Annotated in this window: 10 protein-coding genes; 9 read left to right on the top strand and 1 reads right to left on the bottom strand. The window is 65.9% G+C overall.

Annotated features, from left to right (window positions below; all coding sequences use genetic code 11):
• From AEQU_RS06320 to AEQU_RS06295, 6 genes are all read left to right on the top strand, one after another.
• Nucleotides 1–1,674, top strand: coding sequence for a nickel-dependent hydrogenase large subunit (locus AEQU_RS06320; protein ID WP_022740096.1), 1,674 nt, complete (start codon nt 1–3; stop codon nt 1,672–1,674).
• Between the two features lies 1 nt (nt 1,675).
• Entirely contained in the window at nt 1,676–2,362 is a 687-nt protein-coding gene (locus AEQU_RS06315; RefSeq protein ID WP_022740095.1) for a cytochrome b/b6 domain-containing protein, read from the top strand.
• Between the two features lie 334 nt (nt 2,363–2,696).
• The gene (locus AEQU_RS06310; RefSeq protein WP_022740094.1) at nt 2,697–5,348 is read left to right on the top strand and encodes a YhgE/Pip domain-containing protein; all 2,652 of its coding nucleotides are present in this window, start codon (nt 2,697–2,699) and stop codon (nt 5,346–5,348) included.
• On the top strand, nt 5,341–7,533 hold the full coding sequence (locus AEQU_RS06305; protein ID WP_022740093.1) for a YhgE/Pip domain-containing protein: 2,193 nt from the start codon (nt 5,341–5,343) through the stop codon (nt 7,531–7,533). Before AEQU_RS06310 ends, AEQU_RS06305 begins: the two co-directional genes overlap by 8 nt.
• Nucleotides 7,534–7,867: 334 nt before the next feature.
• Nucleotides 7,868–8,305 (top strand): hypothetical protein, encoded by a 438-nt coding sequence (locus AEQU_RS06300; RefSeq protein ID WP_041715174.1) that lies wholly within the window; start codon nt 7,868–7,870, stop codon nt 8,303–8,305.
• Nucleotides 8,306–8,314: 9 nt separating this feature from the next.
• Nucleotides 8,315–8,815 carry a hydrogenase maturation protease gene (locus AEQU_RS06295; protein WP_022740091.1) on the top strand — a complete coding sequence of 167 codons (501 nt, stop codon included), beginning with the start codon at nt 8,315–8,317 and terminating at the stop codon, nt 8,813–8,815.
• A gap of 69 nt (nt 8,816–8,884) precedes the next feature.
• On the opposite strand, the gene nth is transcribed toward AEQU_RS06295, so the two are convergent.
• Nucleotides 8,885–9,547 carry an endonuclease III gene (gene nth, locus AEQU_RS06290; RefSeq protein WP_022740090.1) on the bottom strand — a complete coding sequence of 221 codons (663 nt, stop codon included), beginning with the start codon at nt 9,545–9,547 and terminating at the stop codon, nt 8,885–8,887.
• Nucleotides 9,548–9,799: 252 nt separating this feature from the next.
• Here nth and mfd point away from each other — a divergent pair, with 252 nt between their 5' ends.
• The 3 genes from mfd to AEQU_RS06275 all read left to right on the top strand — a co-directional run bounded on the left by mfd (nt 9,800) and on the right by AEQU_RS06275 (nt 15,555).
• Nucleotides 9,800–13,675: a transcription-repair coupling factor gene (mfd, locus tag AEQU_RS06285; protein WP_022740089.1), complete on the top strand. Its 3,876-nt coding sequence runs from the start codon at nt 9,800–9,802 to the stop codon at nt 13,673–13,675.
• Nucleotides 13,676–13,825: 150 nt separating this feature from the next.
• Nucleotides 13,826–14,845, top strand: coding sequence for an EamA family transporter (locus AEQU_RS06280; RefSeq protein ID WP_070098414.1), 1,020 nt, complete (start codon nt 13,826–13,828; stop codon nt 14,843–14,845).
• A gap of 263 nt (nt 14,846–15,108) precedes the next feature.
• Nucleotides 15,109–15,555 carry a hypothetical protein gene (locus AEQU_RS06275; RefSeq protein ID WP_022740087.1) on the top strand — a complete coding sequence of 149 codons (447 nt, stop codon included), beginning with the start codon at nt 15,109–15,111 and terminating at the stop codon, nt 15,553–15,555.
• The last annotated feature ends 50 nt before the right edge of the window (nt 15,556–15,605 follow it).

Here is a 15,605-nt window from a genome sequence, read left to right as displayed (position 1 = left end):
TTGACACGTTCTGTTATTGATCCCATTACCCGTATCGAGGGCCATCTCCGCGTCGAGATGGAGGTCGAGAACGGCGTGGTCGCCGACGCCTGGGTGTCCGGCGGCTGCTTCCGCGGCATGGAGCTCGTCGTGCAGAACCGCACCCCCGAGGATGCGGCCCAAATCGTCGAGCGCATCTGCGGCGTGTGCCCCGTTTCGCACGCGCATGCCTCCTCGATCGCCGGTGACAAGGCCTACGGCATCACCATTTCGAACAACGCCCGCATCGTGCGCAACCTGCTGGAGGGCGCTCAGTTCCTGCACAGCCATATCCTGTGGCTGTACAACCTGGCGGCTCTCGATTACGTGAACCCGCTGAATGCGCTTCAGGCCAACGTCGACGACGCCTACGCCGTGGCCCTGGAGAACGGCCTGGCGCTGCACTCCGACCTCAACCAGCTCTACGAGAAGCTGGCGGCCTTTGCCGACAACGGCCAGCTGTCCATCTTCTCGGGCAACTGGTTCGATGCCGACGGCGGCGAGGCCTACGTCGACAACCCTGAGGCGAACCTGATCCTCACCTCCCATTACCTGGAGGCCCTGAAGATGCAGGCCCGCTCCTCCGAGATGGCGGCGCTGCTCGGCGGCAAGATGCCCCACGTCATGACCTCCATTCCCGGCGGCAACATGTGGGTGCCCACCGAGAGCAAGCTCGACGATCTGCTCGCCATGGCCACCGAGGTCCGCGACTGGGTCAACGACACCGTTCTCGCCGACACCGTGATGCTCGCCAAGCTCTATCCCGAGGTGCTCACCTTCGGCAAGGGCTGCGGCCGCTACATCGCCTGGGGCGTCTTCGAAGGCCCCGACTGGCCCTACGGCGACAACTACACCGAGCAGATGCTCAACCGCTACCTGCCCATGGCCGTCCTGGACGAGCAGTTCCAGGCGTCGGACGTGCAGGAGAACCTCATCACCGAGTACATGGGCCGCTCCTGGTACAAGGGCAGCGAGACCTACACCTCGCCGTACTTCGTCACCGATCCGGACTTCACCGAGTACAACGTCGACGACCGCTACAGCTGGGTGAAGGCCCCCGCCTACGACGGCAAGCCCATGGAGGCCGGCTCCATGGCCCGTATCTTCGCGGCCTACGTGCGCGGCGTGCCTTTCATCAAGGAGCAGGTCGACGCCGTTCTCGGCATCCTCGGCGCCAAGCCGGGCGACCTGGCCGCCTTCCAGTCCACCCTGGGACGCACCGCCATCCGCCAGATCGAGACCATCTACATCGCCAACCTCATGGTGGAATGGGTCAACGAGCTTGCCGAGGCCATCAAGGGCGGCGACTCCGAGTACTTCCGCGAGCCTGCCCGCCTCACCGGCGAGGGCACGGGCTTCTGGGAGGCCCCCCGTGGCGCGCTCTACCACTCCGAGAAGGTGGTCGACGGCAAGATCGAGGGCTACCAGATCATCATCCCGTCCACGTGGAACCTGGCTCCCATCAACGGCGACGGCGAGCACGGCCCGCTCGAGCAGGCGCTCATCGGCGTTCCGGTGGCCGACATCGAGAAGCCCATCAACGCCCTGCGCACGGTTCACTCCTTCGACCCCTGCACCGCTTGCGCCGTGCACGTCACGGAGCGCGGTACCGGCAAGCACTTCGAGACCGTCACCAGCCCTTGGGGGGTGAAGTAAGATGGCCCATCTCGCTCACTACAAAGAGGCCCATCCTCTTATCTTCGTGGTGACCCACTGGATCAACCTGATCGCCATGATCATGCTCATCCTGTCGGGCATCATCATCCACTTCCCGGTGCTGCCGTTCCTCACGGGCATCGCCCGCGGCTGCCATCTGTTCTTCGGTTTCGTGCTGTTCATCAACTGTGTGGCCCGCGTCATCATGGCCTTCTTCGTGAAGACCGCGCCGACCGGCGGCACGCGCCAGCAGGTGACCGACTTCAAGACCTGGCTGCCCCAGAAGGACAACCGCCATCAGGCTCTGGAGTGGATCAAGTACTACCTGTTCCTGAAGAAGGATCATCCCCTGGGCGCCAAGCTCGGCGTGCCGCAGAAGATCAGCTACCTCTTGATTCCGATCCTCATCGTGCTGATGTTCTGGACGGGGCTCTGCCTGTGGGGCGTGACCATGAACGTGCCCGCGTTCGCCGCGACGACGAACCTCGTGGGCGGTCTCATGTCCATGCGCATCATCCACTACTTCGGCATGTACGTGTTCATCATCTTCATGTTCATCCACATCTACCTGGCCAATGTTGAGGGCTTTGCCCCCACCAAGCTCATGTTCATCCGCAAGGAGCATGGCGGCCTGGTGTACGACCCCGATCTGCACAACATCGTTGGGGAGGACGCCGACCTCCACTAAGGGTCGCGCGCGCCGAAGTCGAAAGGGCGGTCTCGCAAGGGGCCGCCCTTTTTGTTGCGCGTCTCCCGGGGAGGAGCCGTCGGGTATTCTGATTCGCTCAAACAGTCCTCGCTGGTATCGAAGGCGACGAGATTGCCCCATTCCGTTCCCACTGCGCCTTCGATACCATCTGCGGAACTCGCTCGGTCAGAACACCCGACGTCTCCTCTGGGCTCTCACGTGCTTGACCAAACGTTCCGAACCGTCAACAAGAGGAAGCAAACTTGCCGGGGTTGCGTTATGATTAACGGCAACTCTGTACACTTACCGACTGCAGGCGGAAAGGACCCGTTTCGTGCGGAATGTTCTGAAGATACTCAAGCGCGATCTTCTGCGTCTTTTGAAAACGCCGCAGGCGCTCGTGGTCGTGTTCGCCCTCATGGTGATTCCCTCGCTGTACACCTGGTACAACGTCATCGGGTTCTGGAACCCCTACGACAACACCGGCAACCTCACGGTCTGCGTGGTGAACCAGGACGCGGGCGGTTCCTCCGAGCTCACCGGCGAGCTGAACGTGGGGGAGCGCATCGTGGACCAGCTGCATGAGAACAACCAGCTGCACTGGGAATTCACCGACTACGATGCGGCCATGAACGAGCTGAAGAGCGGACGTGCCTACGCGGCCTATGTCATCCCCGAGCATTTCACCGCCGATCTGCTCACCATCACCACCGGAAGCTTCACGCAGCCCAAGATCGAGTACTACGTGAACGAGAAATCGGGCCCGGTGGCGCCCAAGATCACCGACACGGGCGCCACAACCTTGGACGAGACCATCAACTCCACCTTCGTCGCCACCGTAAGCGACGTGGTCGTCAAGACCATCGACGAGAAGGTGAACGAGGGGCGCGAGAGTACCAAGGAGATGCAGTCGAAGGCCGCGCAGAAGATATCGGAGGCCGTCGCCGCCACCAGCGAGGTGCGCCGCGTGCTCGCCGATTTGGGGGATGCGTCGAAGGCGGCCAAGGACAAGGCGGCCTCGGCCAAAGAGACGCTCTCCGAAGCGAGTGCCGGCATCGACGCGGCCGATAAGTCCTTGGGCCAGATGGGGGAGACCGCGACGGCCATGCAGAAGACCTTGAGCGACTTCTCCGCCTTCGCGCTGCCGGCCGTCACCGCCGGCCTCGACGACATCACCCAGGCGTCGAACGACGCCACCTCGGCCGCCGCGCGCCTCACCGCCGCCTTCGGCGAGGCCCAGGGAGGCATTCAGGCGGCGCTGGCCCAGGGAAGCGCCGCCGTGCAGGAGAGCGGCCAGCTGGCGTCCTCCGTGCGCGCGGCGGCGGGTTCCCTTCCCGCCGGCAGCAGCGAGCGCGCCGCCTTGGAGGCTCTGGCCGACTCCCTGGACGAGCGGACCCGGGCGGCCTCGACGGCCCTGGACGCGCTGACGGCCGCCAACGACCGCGCGCAGTCCTCGGCGGCCGCGCTCTCCGACGCGGCATCGGCCCTCGATGGCGCGGTGCGCCAGGCGACCAGCGGCGCGTCGGCCTATTCCACGACGTTGTTCGGCACCACGCTGCCCGCTGTGAACGACGCGCTGGACGCGCTGGCCGAAACTTCGTCGGCCCTTTCCGGGGCCCTTGAGACCCAGCGGCTCCTCGTGGCTCAGACCGGGCTCGTCATCGACCAGCTGGACGCCACCATGGACACGGCCGCCTCAACGGTGGCCGAGACCGACCGGCTCTTCGCCGGCCTGGAAAGCGAGCTGGGCATCGTCTACAACGACGTGCTCGCCTTCGGCACCTCCGACGCGCTTTCCCGGCTCGTAGGCGAGGGCGGTCTTGACGCCGACAAGATCGCGGCGTTTATGGCGTCGCCCACCGAGGTGGTCACCGAGCAGCTCTATCCGCTGAACGCCTACGGCAGCGCCATGGCGCCCTTGTTCATGAACCTCACGTTCTGGATCGGCGCCTTCATGCTGCTCGTCATCATGCGCCAGGAGGCGGACGGCGAGGGCATCCCCGGCCTGACGCTGGCCCAGCGCTATTGGGGCCGGTATTTGTTCCTTGCGGCCATCGCCGTGATGCAGGCGGTCATCTGCTGTGTCGGGGTGCTCGCGCTCGGCGTGCAAACCGTCTCGGCGCCGGCGCTCATCTTCGCCGCGGCGCTGGCGTCGCTTGCCTACCTCTCCATCATCTACGCCTTCTCCGTCACGCTGCAGCATATCGGCAAGGGCATCTGCGTCGTTCTCGTGTTCGCCCAGATCCCCGGCGCCACGGGCCTCTATCCGATTGAGATGACCTCGCCGTTCTTCCAATCCATCTACCCGCTGTTCCCCTTCACCTACGGCATCGGGGCCATGCGCGAGGCCATCTGCGGCTTCTACGGCGGCCAGTACGTCTCCGACCTGCTCGTGCTCGCGCTGTTCCTCGTGCTGTTCATGGCGCTCGGGCTCCTCATCCGCCCGCTCATGGCGAACGTGAACCGCATGGTGGCCCGCCAGGTGCGCGACGGCGGCCTGTTCAACGGCGAGGACGTCGACATCCCCGTGCGCCCCTACCGCATCTCCCAGATCATGCGGGCGCTCTCCGACAAGGACACCTACGCCACGGCCTTGCAGCAGCGCTACGCGACATTCAACCGCTGGTATCCGCGGCTCATGAAGGGCGCGCTCGTTTTGGGCGTGGCGGTGCCGGTGGTCCTTGCGGTCATCTTCGCCCTGACGCCGACCGAGAAGGTGTGGCTGCTCACGGGCTGGCTCATTTGGATCATCGTCATTTTCGTGGCGCTCGTGGTCATCGAGAGCCTGCGCTTCAGCTTCGAGCGGCAGCTGAAGCTGGAGAGCCTTTCCGACGCGAGCCTGATCGACCTGTACGGCGCCACGGCGGACGTGGAGCGAGCCGCCTGCATGGATGCGCGCGACGCGGGCTTCGGCGGGCGGGAGCGCGCGTGCGCACGCGATGCCGCGCGCGACAGTGCGGAAGGGGAGGAGGCCCGTCATGAATAACGTCTGGCGCCTGTTCCGCTTCGATCTGGGCCGCTTGAAGGCCAACGTCATGTCCATCATCATCACGCTGGGCCTCGTTCTCGTGCCCTCGCTGTTCGCCTGGTACAACATCATCGCCTGCTGGAACGTCTTCGACAACACGGGCAACCTCACGGTGGCCGTGGCCAACACCGACGAGGGCTACCAGAGCGATCTCATTCCGCTGCGCATCAACATCGGCGACCAGGTCGTCTCCGCCCTGCGGGCCAACGACCAGATAGACTGGCAATTTACCGACGAGAATGACGCCATCGACGGTGCGCGATCGGGGCGCTACTACGCCGCCGTGGTGATCCCGAAGAGCTTCAGCCGCGACATGCTCACCTTCTACACGGGCGACGCCGGCCATGCCGATATCGTCTACTACGCCAACGAGAAGAAGAGCGCCATCGCGCCGAAGATCACCGACCAGGGAGCCGATTCGGTGTCCTACCAGGTGAACGCCGTGTTCGCCCAGACGCTCTCGGAGGTGTCGCTCTCGCTGGCCGAATCGCTTTCCAGCTTCGCCGACGAGGACGACTGGGACGGCCGCATCGCGGTGGTGGCCGATCATGTGCGCGAGATGGCCGATGCATTCGACGACGCATCCGGGGTGCTTTCGCTCTACGGCTCGCTCGCTCGCTCCTGCGAGGATCTTTCGCGCCATTCGGCCGACCTGGCCACCCAGGCCTCCACGGCCCTGGACGAGACGCTGTCCGCCGCGACGGGGCGTGCCGACGCGGTGCCGGCCACGGTGGACGCTCTGAAGAGCTCGGCGGACACGCTCAAGAGCTCGCTGGCCGACAGCGCCGCCGCCTTCGGGGCGGTATCCGATTCCGTCGACGCCCTGTTCGATGCGGCCTCCAGCGACGGCCAGGGCATTGCCAAGGATCTGCGCGCCCAGGCCGACGCACTTGCGTCCCATGCGACGGTGTACCGCCAGGTGGCCGACAGCTTGGAAGGCGCCGCCCCGTCGCTGCCCGAGAGCCTCCGGCCCCAAGTGACCGCCCTGGCCGGCCGCGCGAGGGCGGTGGCGTCCCAGGCGGATTCCATGGCCGCGAGCCTGCGGACGGCCGCCGATAAGCTGGAGGCGGGCGACACCGATCTTTCCGCCGAGCGCGACGCCGCCAAGGCCAAGGCGGCCGAGGCCGCCGCCTCCATCAATTCCATCAAGGACGATTACGAGGCGAATGTGGCGCCGGGGCTCGCCTCGCTGGCAGAGCAGGCCGCCTCCATGGCCGATGCGCTCTCTGGCGTTTCCGACGACCTGAAGGGCGTCGGCGGCGAGCTGTCCTCCTCGGCCACCTCGGCGGCCGATGTCATGGCCGGCACCGCCGATAAGATCGCCGAGACCACCGAGAAGCTCAAGGGCGTCTCCTCGGGGCTGCGGGAGATGGCCTCCGATATCGACGGCGCCATCGCCTCGGGCGACCGCGACGCCCTGCGCGCGGTGCTCGGCTCCGACGTGTCGGCCCTTTCGAAGGCGCTGGCGAGCCCCGTGGGCGTCGAGCGCATCGCGGTCTTCCCGGTGGAGAACTTCGGCAGCGCCATGGCGCCGCTCTACACGACGCTGGCCCTCTTCATCGGGTCGCTTCTCATTCTCGTGGTGTTCAAGCCGAAGGCGGACCTACGCATCCAGAAGGAGGCGGGGCTTGTGAACCCGAAGCCGCGGCAGCTGTTCTTCGGCCGCTTCGCCGTCATGGCCGTGGTGTCGCTGGCCCAGTCGACGGTCATGGCGCTGGGCAATCTCTTCTTCCTCGATGTGCAGGTGACCTCGCCATGGCTGTTCATGGTGTGCTTCTGGGGCGCGGGCCTTGTGTTCACGTTCATCATCTACGCGCTGGTGGTGTCCTTCGCCAACCTCGGCAAGGCCATCGCGGTGCTTCTGCTCATCGTGCAGGTGACGGGCTGCGGCGGCTCGTTCCCGCTGCAGATCATGCCCGATTTCGTGCAGGCCCTCTCGCCCTGGCTTCCCGCCACCCACGTGGTGAACGCCATGCGAAGCGCCATGATGGGCACCTACGGCGGTGACTTCTGGGCTCAGATGGGCGCACTCGCCCTGTTCCTCATCCCGGCGGCGCTCTTGGGCCTGGTGCTCCGCAAGCTCCTGGAGAAGTTCATGGAATGGTACGTGGAAAAGGTGGAGAGCTCGAAGCTCATCAGCTAGCGCGCGCTGCGCGACCGAAGCCGACCCCCATTCCTCATGCTTCCCTTTTTTGGCAGTGAATGCCACTTCGACCCCGAAATGGCAAGCCAAATGCCAGTTGAAGGGCGAAATGGTCGAAAAAACTCTGGTATGTTGCCGAAAAATCGACCATTTCGGGGTTGAAGTGGCATTTATCCCCGAAAATTGGAAAACGAGAATTGAGACGGTCTTGTTGAATACAGCTGGAACCCGGATAGGATGCCCTGGCAATGATAAGGCGGGATTGGAAATAACGGCGAGCGCACGGAGGGGCCACCCGACGTGCCGCCGATCAACGAGAGGAAAGATGGGCGACATGGGCGAGCCATTGACCGACGAACAGATTGCCGAAGAGGAGAAGTTTCTCGCGGGGCTGCCGCGGGTGAACCTGGGGGCGCTGTTCTTGGCGCCTGTGTGGGGGCCGGCCCATGGGATGTGGGCGGCGTTCCTCTTCTTCGTCGCGTGGCTGTTCGCGGACAACGTGATTTATGCGGCCACGGTGGAGCCGACGGTGATGAACGTGGTGCTGGCCGTGCTCATGGCCGCGGGCTTGGTGGCCGCTACCGTGGTGTTCTCCATTGTGGCCCAGCCTTTCGCGGCGCACCGAGCCGAGAACATGGGGGTGAGTCGCGAGACCTACCTGCGGCGGGAGCGCATCTGGGCCGTTGTTGGCGCGATCATCGCCGTGGCCATCGTGGCGTTTGCCACCTGGTACAACTTGGATCTGCGCCCGACGCTGGATACCTGGGCCTAAGGAGGCAGCATGGAAGCGAGCGAGCGCACGGCGGCGGTGTTCTTCGTCGGGAACCGGCTCATGCTGGACGACGGGGTGGGCCCGGCGGCCTACGACGAGATACTTGCCGGCTATGACATCCCCGAGAACGTGACGCTGGTGGACGTCGGCTGCATGTCGCTGGACATGCTGCCCTACGTGGAGCGTTGCGACCTTATCCTCACGGTGGACGCCGTGGACGGCACGGGCGACGCGCCGGGCACCGTGTACCGTTTCGAGCCGGATGCCATGGCGCGCCACTCGGGCCCCGAGGCGTCGCTGCACGATTTGAAGCTCGTCGACCTGTTCGACGCCGCCTCGCTCATGGGTTATGAGGCGGAGGGCTTCTGCCTGGGCATGCAGGTGGGCAATCCCTCCCCGGAGCAGTTCGTTGTGGGGCTCACCCCCGAATGCGCCGCCGCCCTGCCCCTGCTGGTGGAAACCGTCGTGGCCGAGCTGCACCGCCGCGGCTTCCCCTTGCAGAAGAAATAGAAGGGGCGACCAAGGTCGTCCCCTACGGGGGTAAGACGGCGACTATCCGCTATGGAAGGGGAAAGGGTCCTACCCCCACTGGCCTCGGGTGGGGCACAGATCGCCGACGATGCAGTCGGCGCAGCGGGGGTTGCGGGCGCGGCAGAACTCGCGGCCGAAATGCACCCACTGGTGGTTGATGAACAGCCACTGCTCGCGCGGGTACACCTTCAGAAGGATGTCCTCCACCTTCTGCGGCGTGTCAGCTGAGGGCCCGACCAGCTTCAGCCGATGGGCGATGCGGAAGACGTGGGTGTCCACGGCGATGCCCTGGGGATCCTTGAAGGCCTCGCACATGACGCAGTTGGCGGTCTTGCGGCCCACGCCGGGCAGCTTCTGCAGCTCATCTACGTCGGCGGGCACCTCGCCGCCGAAATCCGCCGTCACCATTTGTGCGAGCGCCACGAGGTTCTTCGCCTTGCTTCGGAAGAACCCCAGCGAGTGGATGATCTCCGCCACTTCGTCCGAGGAGGCGGCCGCCATGGCCGCTGGGGTAGGGAAGGCCGCGAACAGGCGCGGCGTCACCTTGTTCACGGCGGCGTCGGTGCACTGGGCCGACAGCACCACGGCCACGGTGAGCTCGAAGGGCGTGCGATAGTCGAGCGACGCCTTCCCAGGGCCGTAGTGCTCGAACATGCGCTCCTCGATGGCCGCCGCCCGCTCCCGCTTGCTCGCCAGGGATTCCCGTGCCATGCTGCCTCCTTACCTTTTGCGCCGGCCTGCGTCGGCGCTGTGTCGTTTTCGCTATTGTCGCACAGCGCGGGCTCCTTCTCGAGGAATAGTTAGGGGAATCGCGGCGGGACGGTTTACTTCTTTGCTACTATTGGCCCCCCGTTCGCGTCGCTGCGCGCCCCAGTGCGCTACACTGCGCGAGGCGCTCATCCCGGGCGCCGACCGCCCGCTCGGGCGGCTTTTGCCGTTTGCCCTACTGGAAAAGAGACCACTGTGCTCATCGATTCGCTCGCCTTCACCTTGGAGAAGTCCGGCTGCCTGGACGCGTTCTGGGGAAAGCTCGATGCCGGCGAGGACGCCACCTTGGGCGTGGCCGCCTCGGCGCGGCCCTTCCTCGTGGCGGCCCGCTTCGCCCATGCGCCCCAGCCCACGCTCGTCGTCGTGGCCGGCGAGGACGCCGCCGTCGCCTTCGCCCGCAACGTGGCCGCCTATGTGGGGGAGGAGCGCGTGCTGCGCTTCCCGGAGCGCGCGGATTACCCCTTCGACCCGAAGCCGGCCGATCGCCGCGTCATCGCCCAGCGCATGGAGGCCGCCTGGGCGCTCAAGAGCGGCCGCGAAGTCGTGGTGGTGGCGAGCGCCCGGGCGCTGCTGCGCCTGTTGCCGCCGGTAGAGGCGAATGCTGCGCGCCCGATCGCGCTTACGGCCGGCGAGGAGCTTGAGGAAATGGGCGTCGAGGGCGTCGAGGAGCTGGGCGACCTGCCCCGCGCCCTGGAGGCCGCCGGCTACGCCAACACCGGCGAGCTGGACGGTCCGGGCACCTTCGCCGTGCGCGGCGGCACCGTGGATGTGTTCCCCGGCAACCTGTCCTTTCCGGTGCGGCTCGACTTCTTCGGCGACGAGCTGGACGAGATCCGCCGCATCGTGCCCGCCACGGGGCAGACCATCTCTTCGCTGCCCTCCGTGGAGATTTACCCCGTCTCCGAGTTCCCCACCTCCCCCCGGGCGCTGGCCGACGCGCGGCGCGCCCTGGAGAAGCCGGCGCTCACTAACCCGGCTCTGCGCGATGTGTTGGAGAAGCTGGAAGGGGGGCTGCGCTTCGACGGCGCCGATGTGGTGCTGCCGTTTCTGTACAAGAAGCCGGTGACGCTGGGCGCCTACGCCGGAGCGGGCACGTGCGCGGCCCTCATCGAGCCGCGTTCGCTCTTCGATGACGCGGCCCATGCGGCAGACGACATCGCCGAGCGCGCCCGGGGCACCAACATCGCGCTCGCGGGCCTGTTCGCCGAGCCGGCGGCGCTGGACTTCGGGGGCGAGGTGCGGGCCACCTATGTCTCCATCATGCGGGTCGGCGGCGCGCTGGACGACGAGCTGCCGGTGAAGCGCGTCGATGTGGCCGGGATGCCCGACAAAATATTCGGCAAGCTGAAGAGCCTCGCCGCCGACCGCTACACCATCGTCTTCTCGGCCCCGAACTTGCGCGCCCGCGAGACCATGCGCCACGCCTTCGTCGATCACGGTATTCCCATCCAGATTGTGCAGCCAGAGCATTTGGACGATGGCGAGTCGCAACCCGAAAGCACAGAGGCCGACACCCCGGCCCAGGCCAAACGCCGCCTGCGGCGCGGGGTCGTCAACATCGTGGACAACGACATCCCGCTCGGCATGATCATCCCGAAGGCGCATCTCGCGCTGGTGTCGGCCGCCGACACCCAGGGCTCGCGCGCCGCCAGCCGCCGCGTGCGCTCCCGCGTGGATGCCACCGAGGTCACCTTCCCGTTCAAGCCCGGCGACTACGTGGTGCACGCGGCCCACGGCATCGCTTTTTTCCGCGATCTGGTGCGCCGCGAGGTGGACGGCACCGAGCGCGACTACCTGCAGCTGGAATACGCCGAGGGCGACAAGCTGTTCGTCCCCGTGGAGCAGCTCGACCGCGTGACCCGTTACGTGGGGCCGGAAGGCGGCAGCCCCCGTCTTACCCGCCTGAACACGAGCGACTGGGCGCGGGCCATGAACCGCGCCCGCAAGGCCACCAAGAAGCTCGCCTTCGACCTCGTGGACGTCTACGCCCGCCGCGCCGCCACCCAGGGCTTCCGCTTCTCGCCGGACACCCCCTGGCAGCGCGAGATGGAGGAGGCCTTCCCCTACACCGAGACCCGCGATCAGCTCGCCGCCATCGCCGATGTGAAGCACGACATGGAATCGCCGCGACCGATGGACCGTCTCATCTGCGGAGACGTCGGCTTCGGCAAGACCGAGGTGGCCCTGCGCGCCGCCTTCAAGGCCACCCAGGACGGCAAGCAGGTGATGGTGCTCTGTCCGACCACCATTCTGGCCCAGCAGCACTACACCTCCTTCAAGGACCGCTTCGACCCCTTCGACGTCACTGTGGAAGTGCTCTCGCGCTTCCGCACGCCCGAGCAGCAGAAGGCGGCCCTGGAGGGCTTCGCCAAAGGCGACGTGCAGGTGCTCGTGGGCACGCACCGGCTGCTCTCGCGCGATGTGAACCCGCACGATCTGGGACTGGTCATCATCGACGAGGAGCAGCGCTTCGGCGTGCAGCACAAAGAGCAGCTGAAGAACTTGCGCGAGTCCATCGACGTGCTGACGTTGTCGGCCACCCCCATCCCGCGCACCATGCAGATGTCGCTGTCGGGGGTGCGCGACATGTCGCTCATCCTAACGCCGCCCGACGAGCGGCGCCCCGTGGAGGTGCACGTGGGGGAGTGGGATCCCGACGTCGTATCGGCCGCCATCCGCTACGAGTTGGCGCGGGGCGGCCAGGTGTACTACGTGTCCAACCGCGTGCGCTCCATCGACGAGGCGGTCGATCGCGTGCATGCCGCCGCCGGGGAGGCGCGGGTCGGCGTGGCCCACGGGCAGATGACCAAGGAGGAGCTGGAGCAGGTGATGGAGGAGTTCGCCGCCGGCGAGCTGGACGTGCTCGTGGCCACCACCATCATCGAGAGCGGCATCGACAACCCCCACACCAACACGCTCATCATCGAGGACGCCCAGCGTCTGGGCCTCGCGCAGATGTACCAGCTGAAGGGCCGTGTGGGCCGCTCGTCCACCCAGGCCTACGCCTACTTCATGTTCCCCGAGAACGTGCCTTTGACCGAAGAGGCCGCCGCGCGCCTCACCGCCATCAACGAGCATCAGGATCTGGGCAGCGGCATGCGCATCGCCATGCGCGATCTGGAGATTCGCGGGGCCGGCTCGATGCTCGGCGCCGAGCAGTCCGGCAACATGTCGGCTGTGGGTTTCGATCTGTTTGCCCAGATGCTCAACCAGGCCGTGAACGAGACGCGCGAGGGCGTGGGCGCCTCAGGCGAGCTGCCGCCGGCGCTTTCCGACATCACCGTGAACATCCCCGGTCACGCCTACCTGCCCGAGGAGTACATCCCCGACGCCGACGCCCGGGTGCTGTGGTACCGCAAGCTGGCTTCGGCCTCCACGGTGGAGGAGGTGGCCGCCCTCCGCGAGGATATGCTCGCCAAGGCCCCCGAGATGCCCGAGGCGGCGGCCAACCTCTTCGAGCGCGCATGGCTGAAGGCCTTCGCCAACGAGCACGGGGTCAAGCTCATCTCCGTGGCGGCGGGCAAGCTCATCGTGGAGCCCATCGACATCCCCGCTGCCGCCATGAAGCCCCTGCGCCGCGCGGCCGGCCGCTACCAGACGGATAAGCGCAAGCTGACGCTGCCTTTGCGCTACTTCTCGGAGGAGGAACGCGACAACCTGCTTCCGGCTATCGTGCACTTCCTGGAGAAAATCTTCGGCGAGACCGACGCCGAAGAGGGGGCTCCTTTCGCGGAGATGGAGGGCGGCGCTTCCGGCTTTGCCTCCGATCCTGCCTCTTCTGTCCCCCGGGGTATCGCAACAGATCCCGCTGCGGGCGTTTCCAAAAATGCTCGGACAGGCTCTGCTAAGGCTGTTTCGCAAAATGCCCCGACCGATTCCCGCAGGGGCGGATCTCGGTCCGCCCTGGGCCAGGACCCGGCCAAGGGCTCAGCGTCAGCCACTCCCGCTTCCGGCCGCCCCACGGGGCGCAGCGAACGGCGCGCCAACAACCTCGCCAAGGGCGATGCCGCCCGCGAGCGCTTGGCCGCCAAGCGCGCCGCCCGCGCCGCCAAGCGCGAAGAGGGACGATAGCCGCGCCGCCAAGTGCCGAGGGCGGCAGTAGGGAGGTCGTTTTGCCCGCAGCGGTCGAAGGTGCGGCCTCTCTGGCTCCTTGTGCACGGGATGGTGTATGCTGCCTCTGCGGCAACGGATTTCGATGGATTGCACGGAGGTGAGACGGCGGTGAACGCTTCTAAGGTCTTCTGGCGAGGGGTGGTATGTGCCCTGGCGGGTGCGACGCTGTGGGGATTCTCAGGAGCCTGCATCCAGTTCCTCGCGGAGAGTTACGAGGTAAGCTCCGCCTTCATCTCCGCCGTACGTGCCGGCGTGGCGGCCCTGCTGTTCGCCGTCTTCGTATTCGTTACGCGTCGCGAGGCTCTGCTCTCGCTGCTGGGGAGCCCCGCCGCCCGTCCGACGCTCGTTCTGTTCGGTGTGGGGCTGTACCTCTCGCAGATCACCTATGCGGTGTCGGTGGCCCTCACCAACGCCGGCACGGCCACGGTGCTCCAGGCCACCTGCACGGTGTTCGTCATGCTCATCACCTGCGCCCGAGCGCGCCGTCTGCCGCGCGTCGCCGACTTTGTCGGGCTGATGTGCGCGATGGCCGCCGCGACGCTCATCGCCACCCAGGGAGACTGGGGCGTCATCGTGCTGCCGGTGGCGGGCTTGGCTTGGGGCATTGCCAACGCCTTGTCCGAGACGCTCTACATCATGGCGCCCCAACGGCTCTACGGCCGATGGGATCGCCCCACCATCATCGCCTGCGGTATGGTCATTAGCGGTATTGTCGCCATTCTCGTGTGGCTCATCGGAGAGGCGATCGTTTCGCTGCTCGTCGCCCCTTCTGCCGCCCTCGGCGCTGCGGGCTCGATTCTCACCGACCTTTTCGGCACCGCCGGCAGTCTCGTTCCCGACATGGACGCTACAGGCTGGCTCGCTCTTATCGGTGGCGTGGGCGTTCTGGGTACCTTTGCTGCTTTCGGGCTGTTCCTCTACGGCGTGTCGCTCGTGGGCTCGGTGAAGGGGAGCCTTCTGGGCGTGGCTGAGCCGGCCGGTGCCATGGTCATCGCTGCCTTGTGGCTGCACACTCCGTTCTCTGCCTGGGATTGGATCGGCCTTGTCCTCATGGCCGCCATGATCGCCCTCGTCTCCCTCTCCGGGCAGAATTCCGAAGGCAAAAGGAAGCGCTCAGGCGCCCGCTAAAAGTACCGCCATGGTGCCCCTTGTTTTTTAGATGGATCGAAGTAGGGCGGGGATCGTAGCAGCGTCAAACCGCAGTTATGTCGCGGCAGTGTCTCGTTTTCGCTGTGGATAACTCTATGAGCAGGCACTTTGTAAATGGGCACACATGAAATGACCATAACTGGAAGGCTTGCAACATAACTGATGAGTGGCAGTTTTGCGTTGAACCGAAGCAGTGGAGTCATAATGAGCAGAACGAGAAAGTGCGATACAAGGAGTATCTCATGGAAAAATTGCCACCGGTTGAGAAAGTGTACGAGGCGTGGACGGCGCTGGTCGACGATCGCTACGATTTGAGTCCGGAAGCGCTTATCGTGCGATCGTCGGACGGGTCGAAGGAGTACCGGGTGACCTGGGACGACGAGGAACGCTACCGCTCCAACGACAACGCGACGTTCTGGCAGGGCTACGCGGGATACCCTGTCATCATGGCGCTCATGCTGCAAGGACGCGTGCCCTTCAATGGGGAGGTGGCCGCTTGGTTCAAGGGCATTCCGTGGAAGGCGCTCAACGATGCCCACAAGCGCGACTACGCTGCCGCGCTGGCCGAGGCCTTCGAGCGCGCGGGCCTCGACATGCCTCGTCAGTTGCAAGCCGAGGAAGCCGCCGCTGAGGTAATGGAGGCCCTGCGGGAGTTGCCCGTTTCCGTGGGGAGGCCGACGAGGAGGTAGTGGTCAGGGCGACGGCCTCGATGTGCGCTCTCAGGTAAAGAGGAGCCACG

Source organism: Adlercreutzia equolifaciens DSM 19450 (assembly GCF_000478885.1).
Lineage (GTDB): Bacteria > Actinomycetota > Coriobacteriia > Coriobacteriales > Eggerthellaceae > Adlercreutzia > Adlercreutzia equolifaciens.
Note: the sequence above shows the minus strand (reverse complement) of the source record. Positions and strands in the feature narration are given on the sequence as shown.

Coding starts and splice junctions, on each gene's coding strand:
- AEQU_RS06295 (WP_022740091.1), top strand. CDS start 8,315: ATGGAAGCGAGCGAGCGCACGGCGGCGGTGTTCTTCGTCGGGAACCGG.
- AEQU_RS06315 (WP_022740095.1), top strand. CDS start 1,676: ATGGCCCATCTCGCTCACTACAAAGAGGCCCATCCTCTTATCTTCGTG.
- nth (WP_022740090.1), bottom strand. CDS start 9,547: ATGGCACGGGAATCCCTGGCGAGCAAGCGGGAGCGGGCGGCGGCCATC.
- AEQU_RS06305 (WP_022740093.1), top strand. CDS start 5,341: ATGAATAACGTCTGGCGCCTGTTCCGCTTCGATCTGGGCCGCTTGAAG.
- AEQU_RS06300 (WP_041715174.1), top strand. CDS start 7,868: ATGGGCGAGCCATTGACCGACGAACAGATTGCCGAAGAGGAGAAGTTT.
- AEQU_RS06275 (WP_022740087.1), top strand. CDS start 15,109: ATGGAAAAATTGCCACCGGTTGAGAAAGTGTACGAGGCGTGGACGGCG.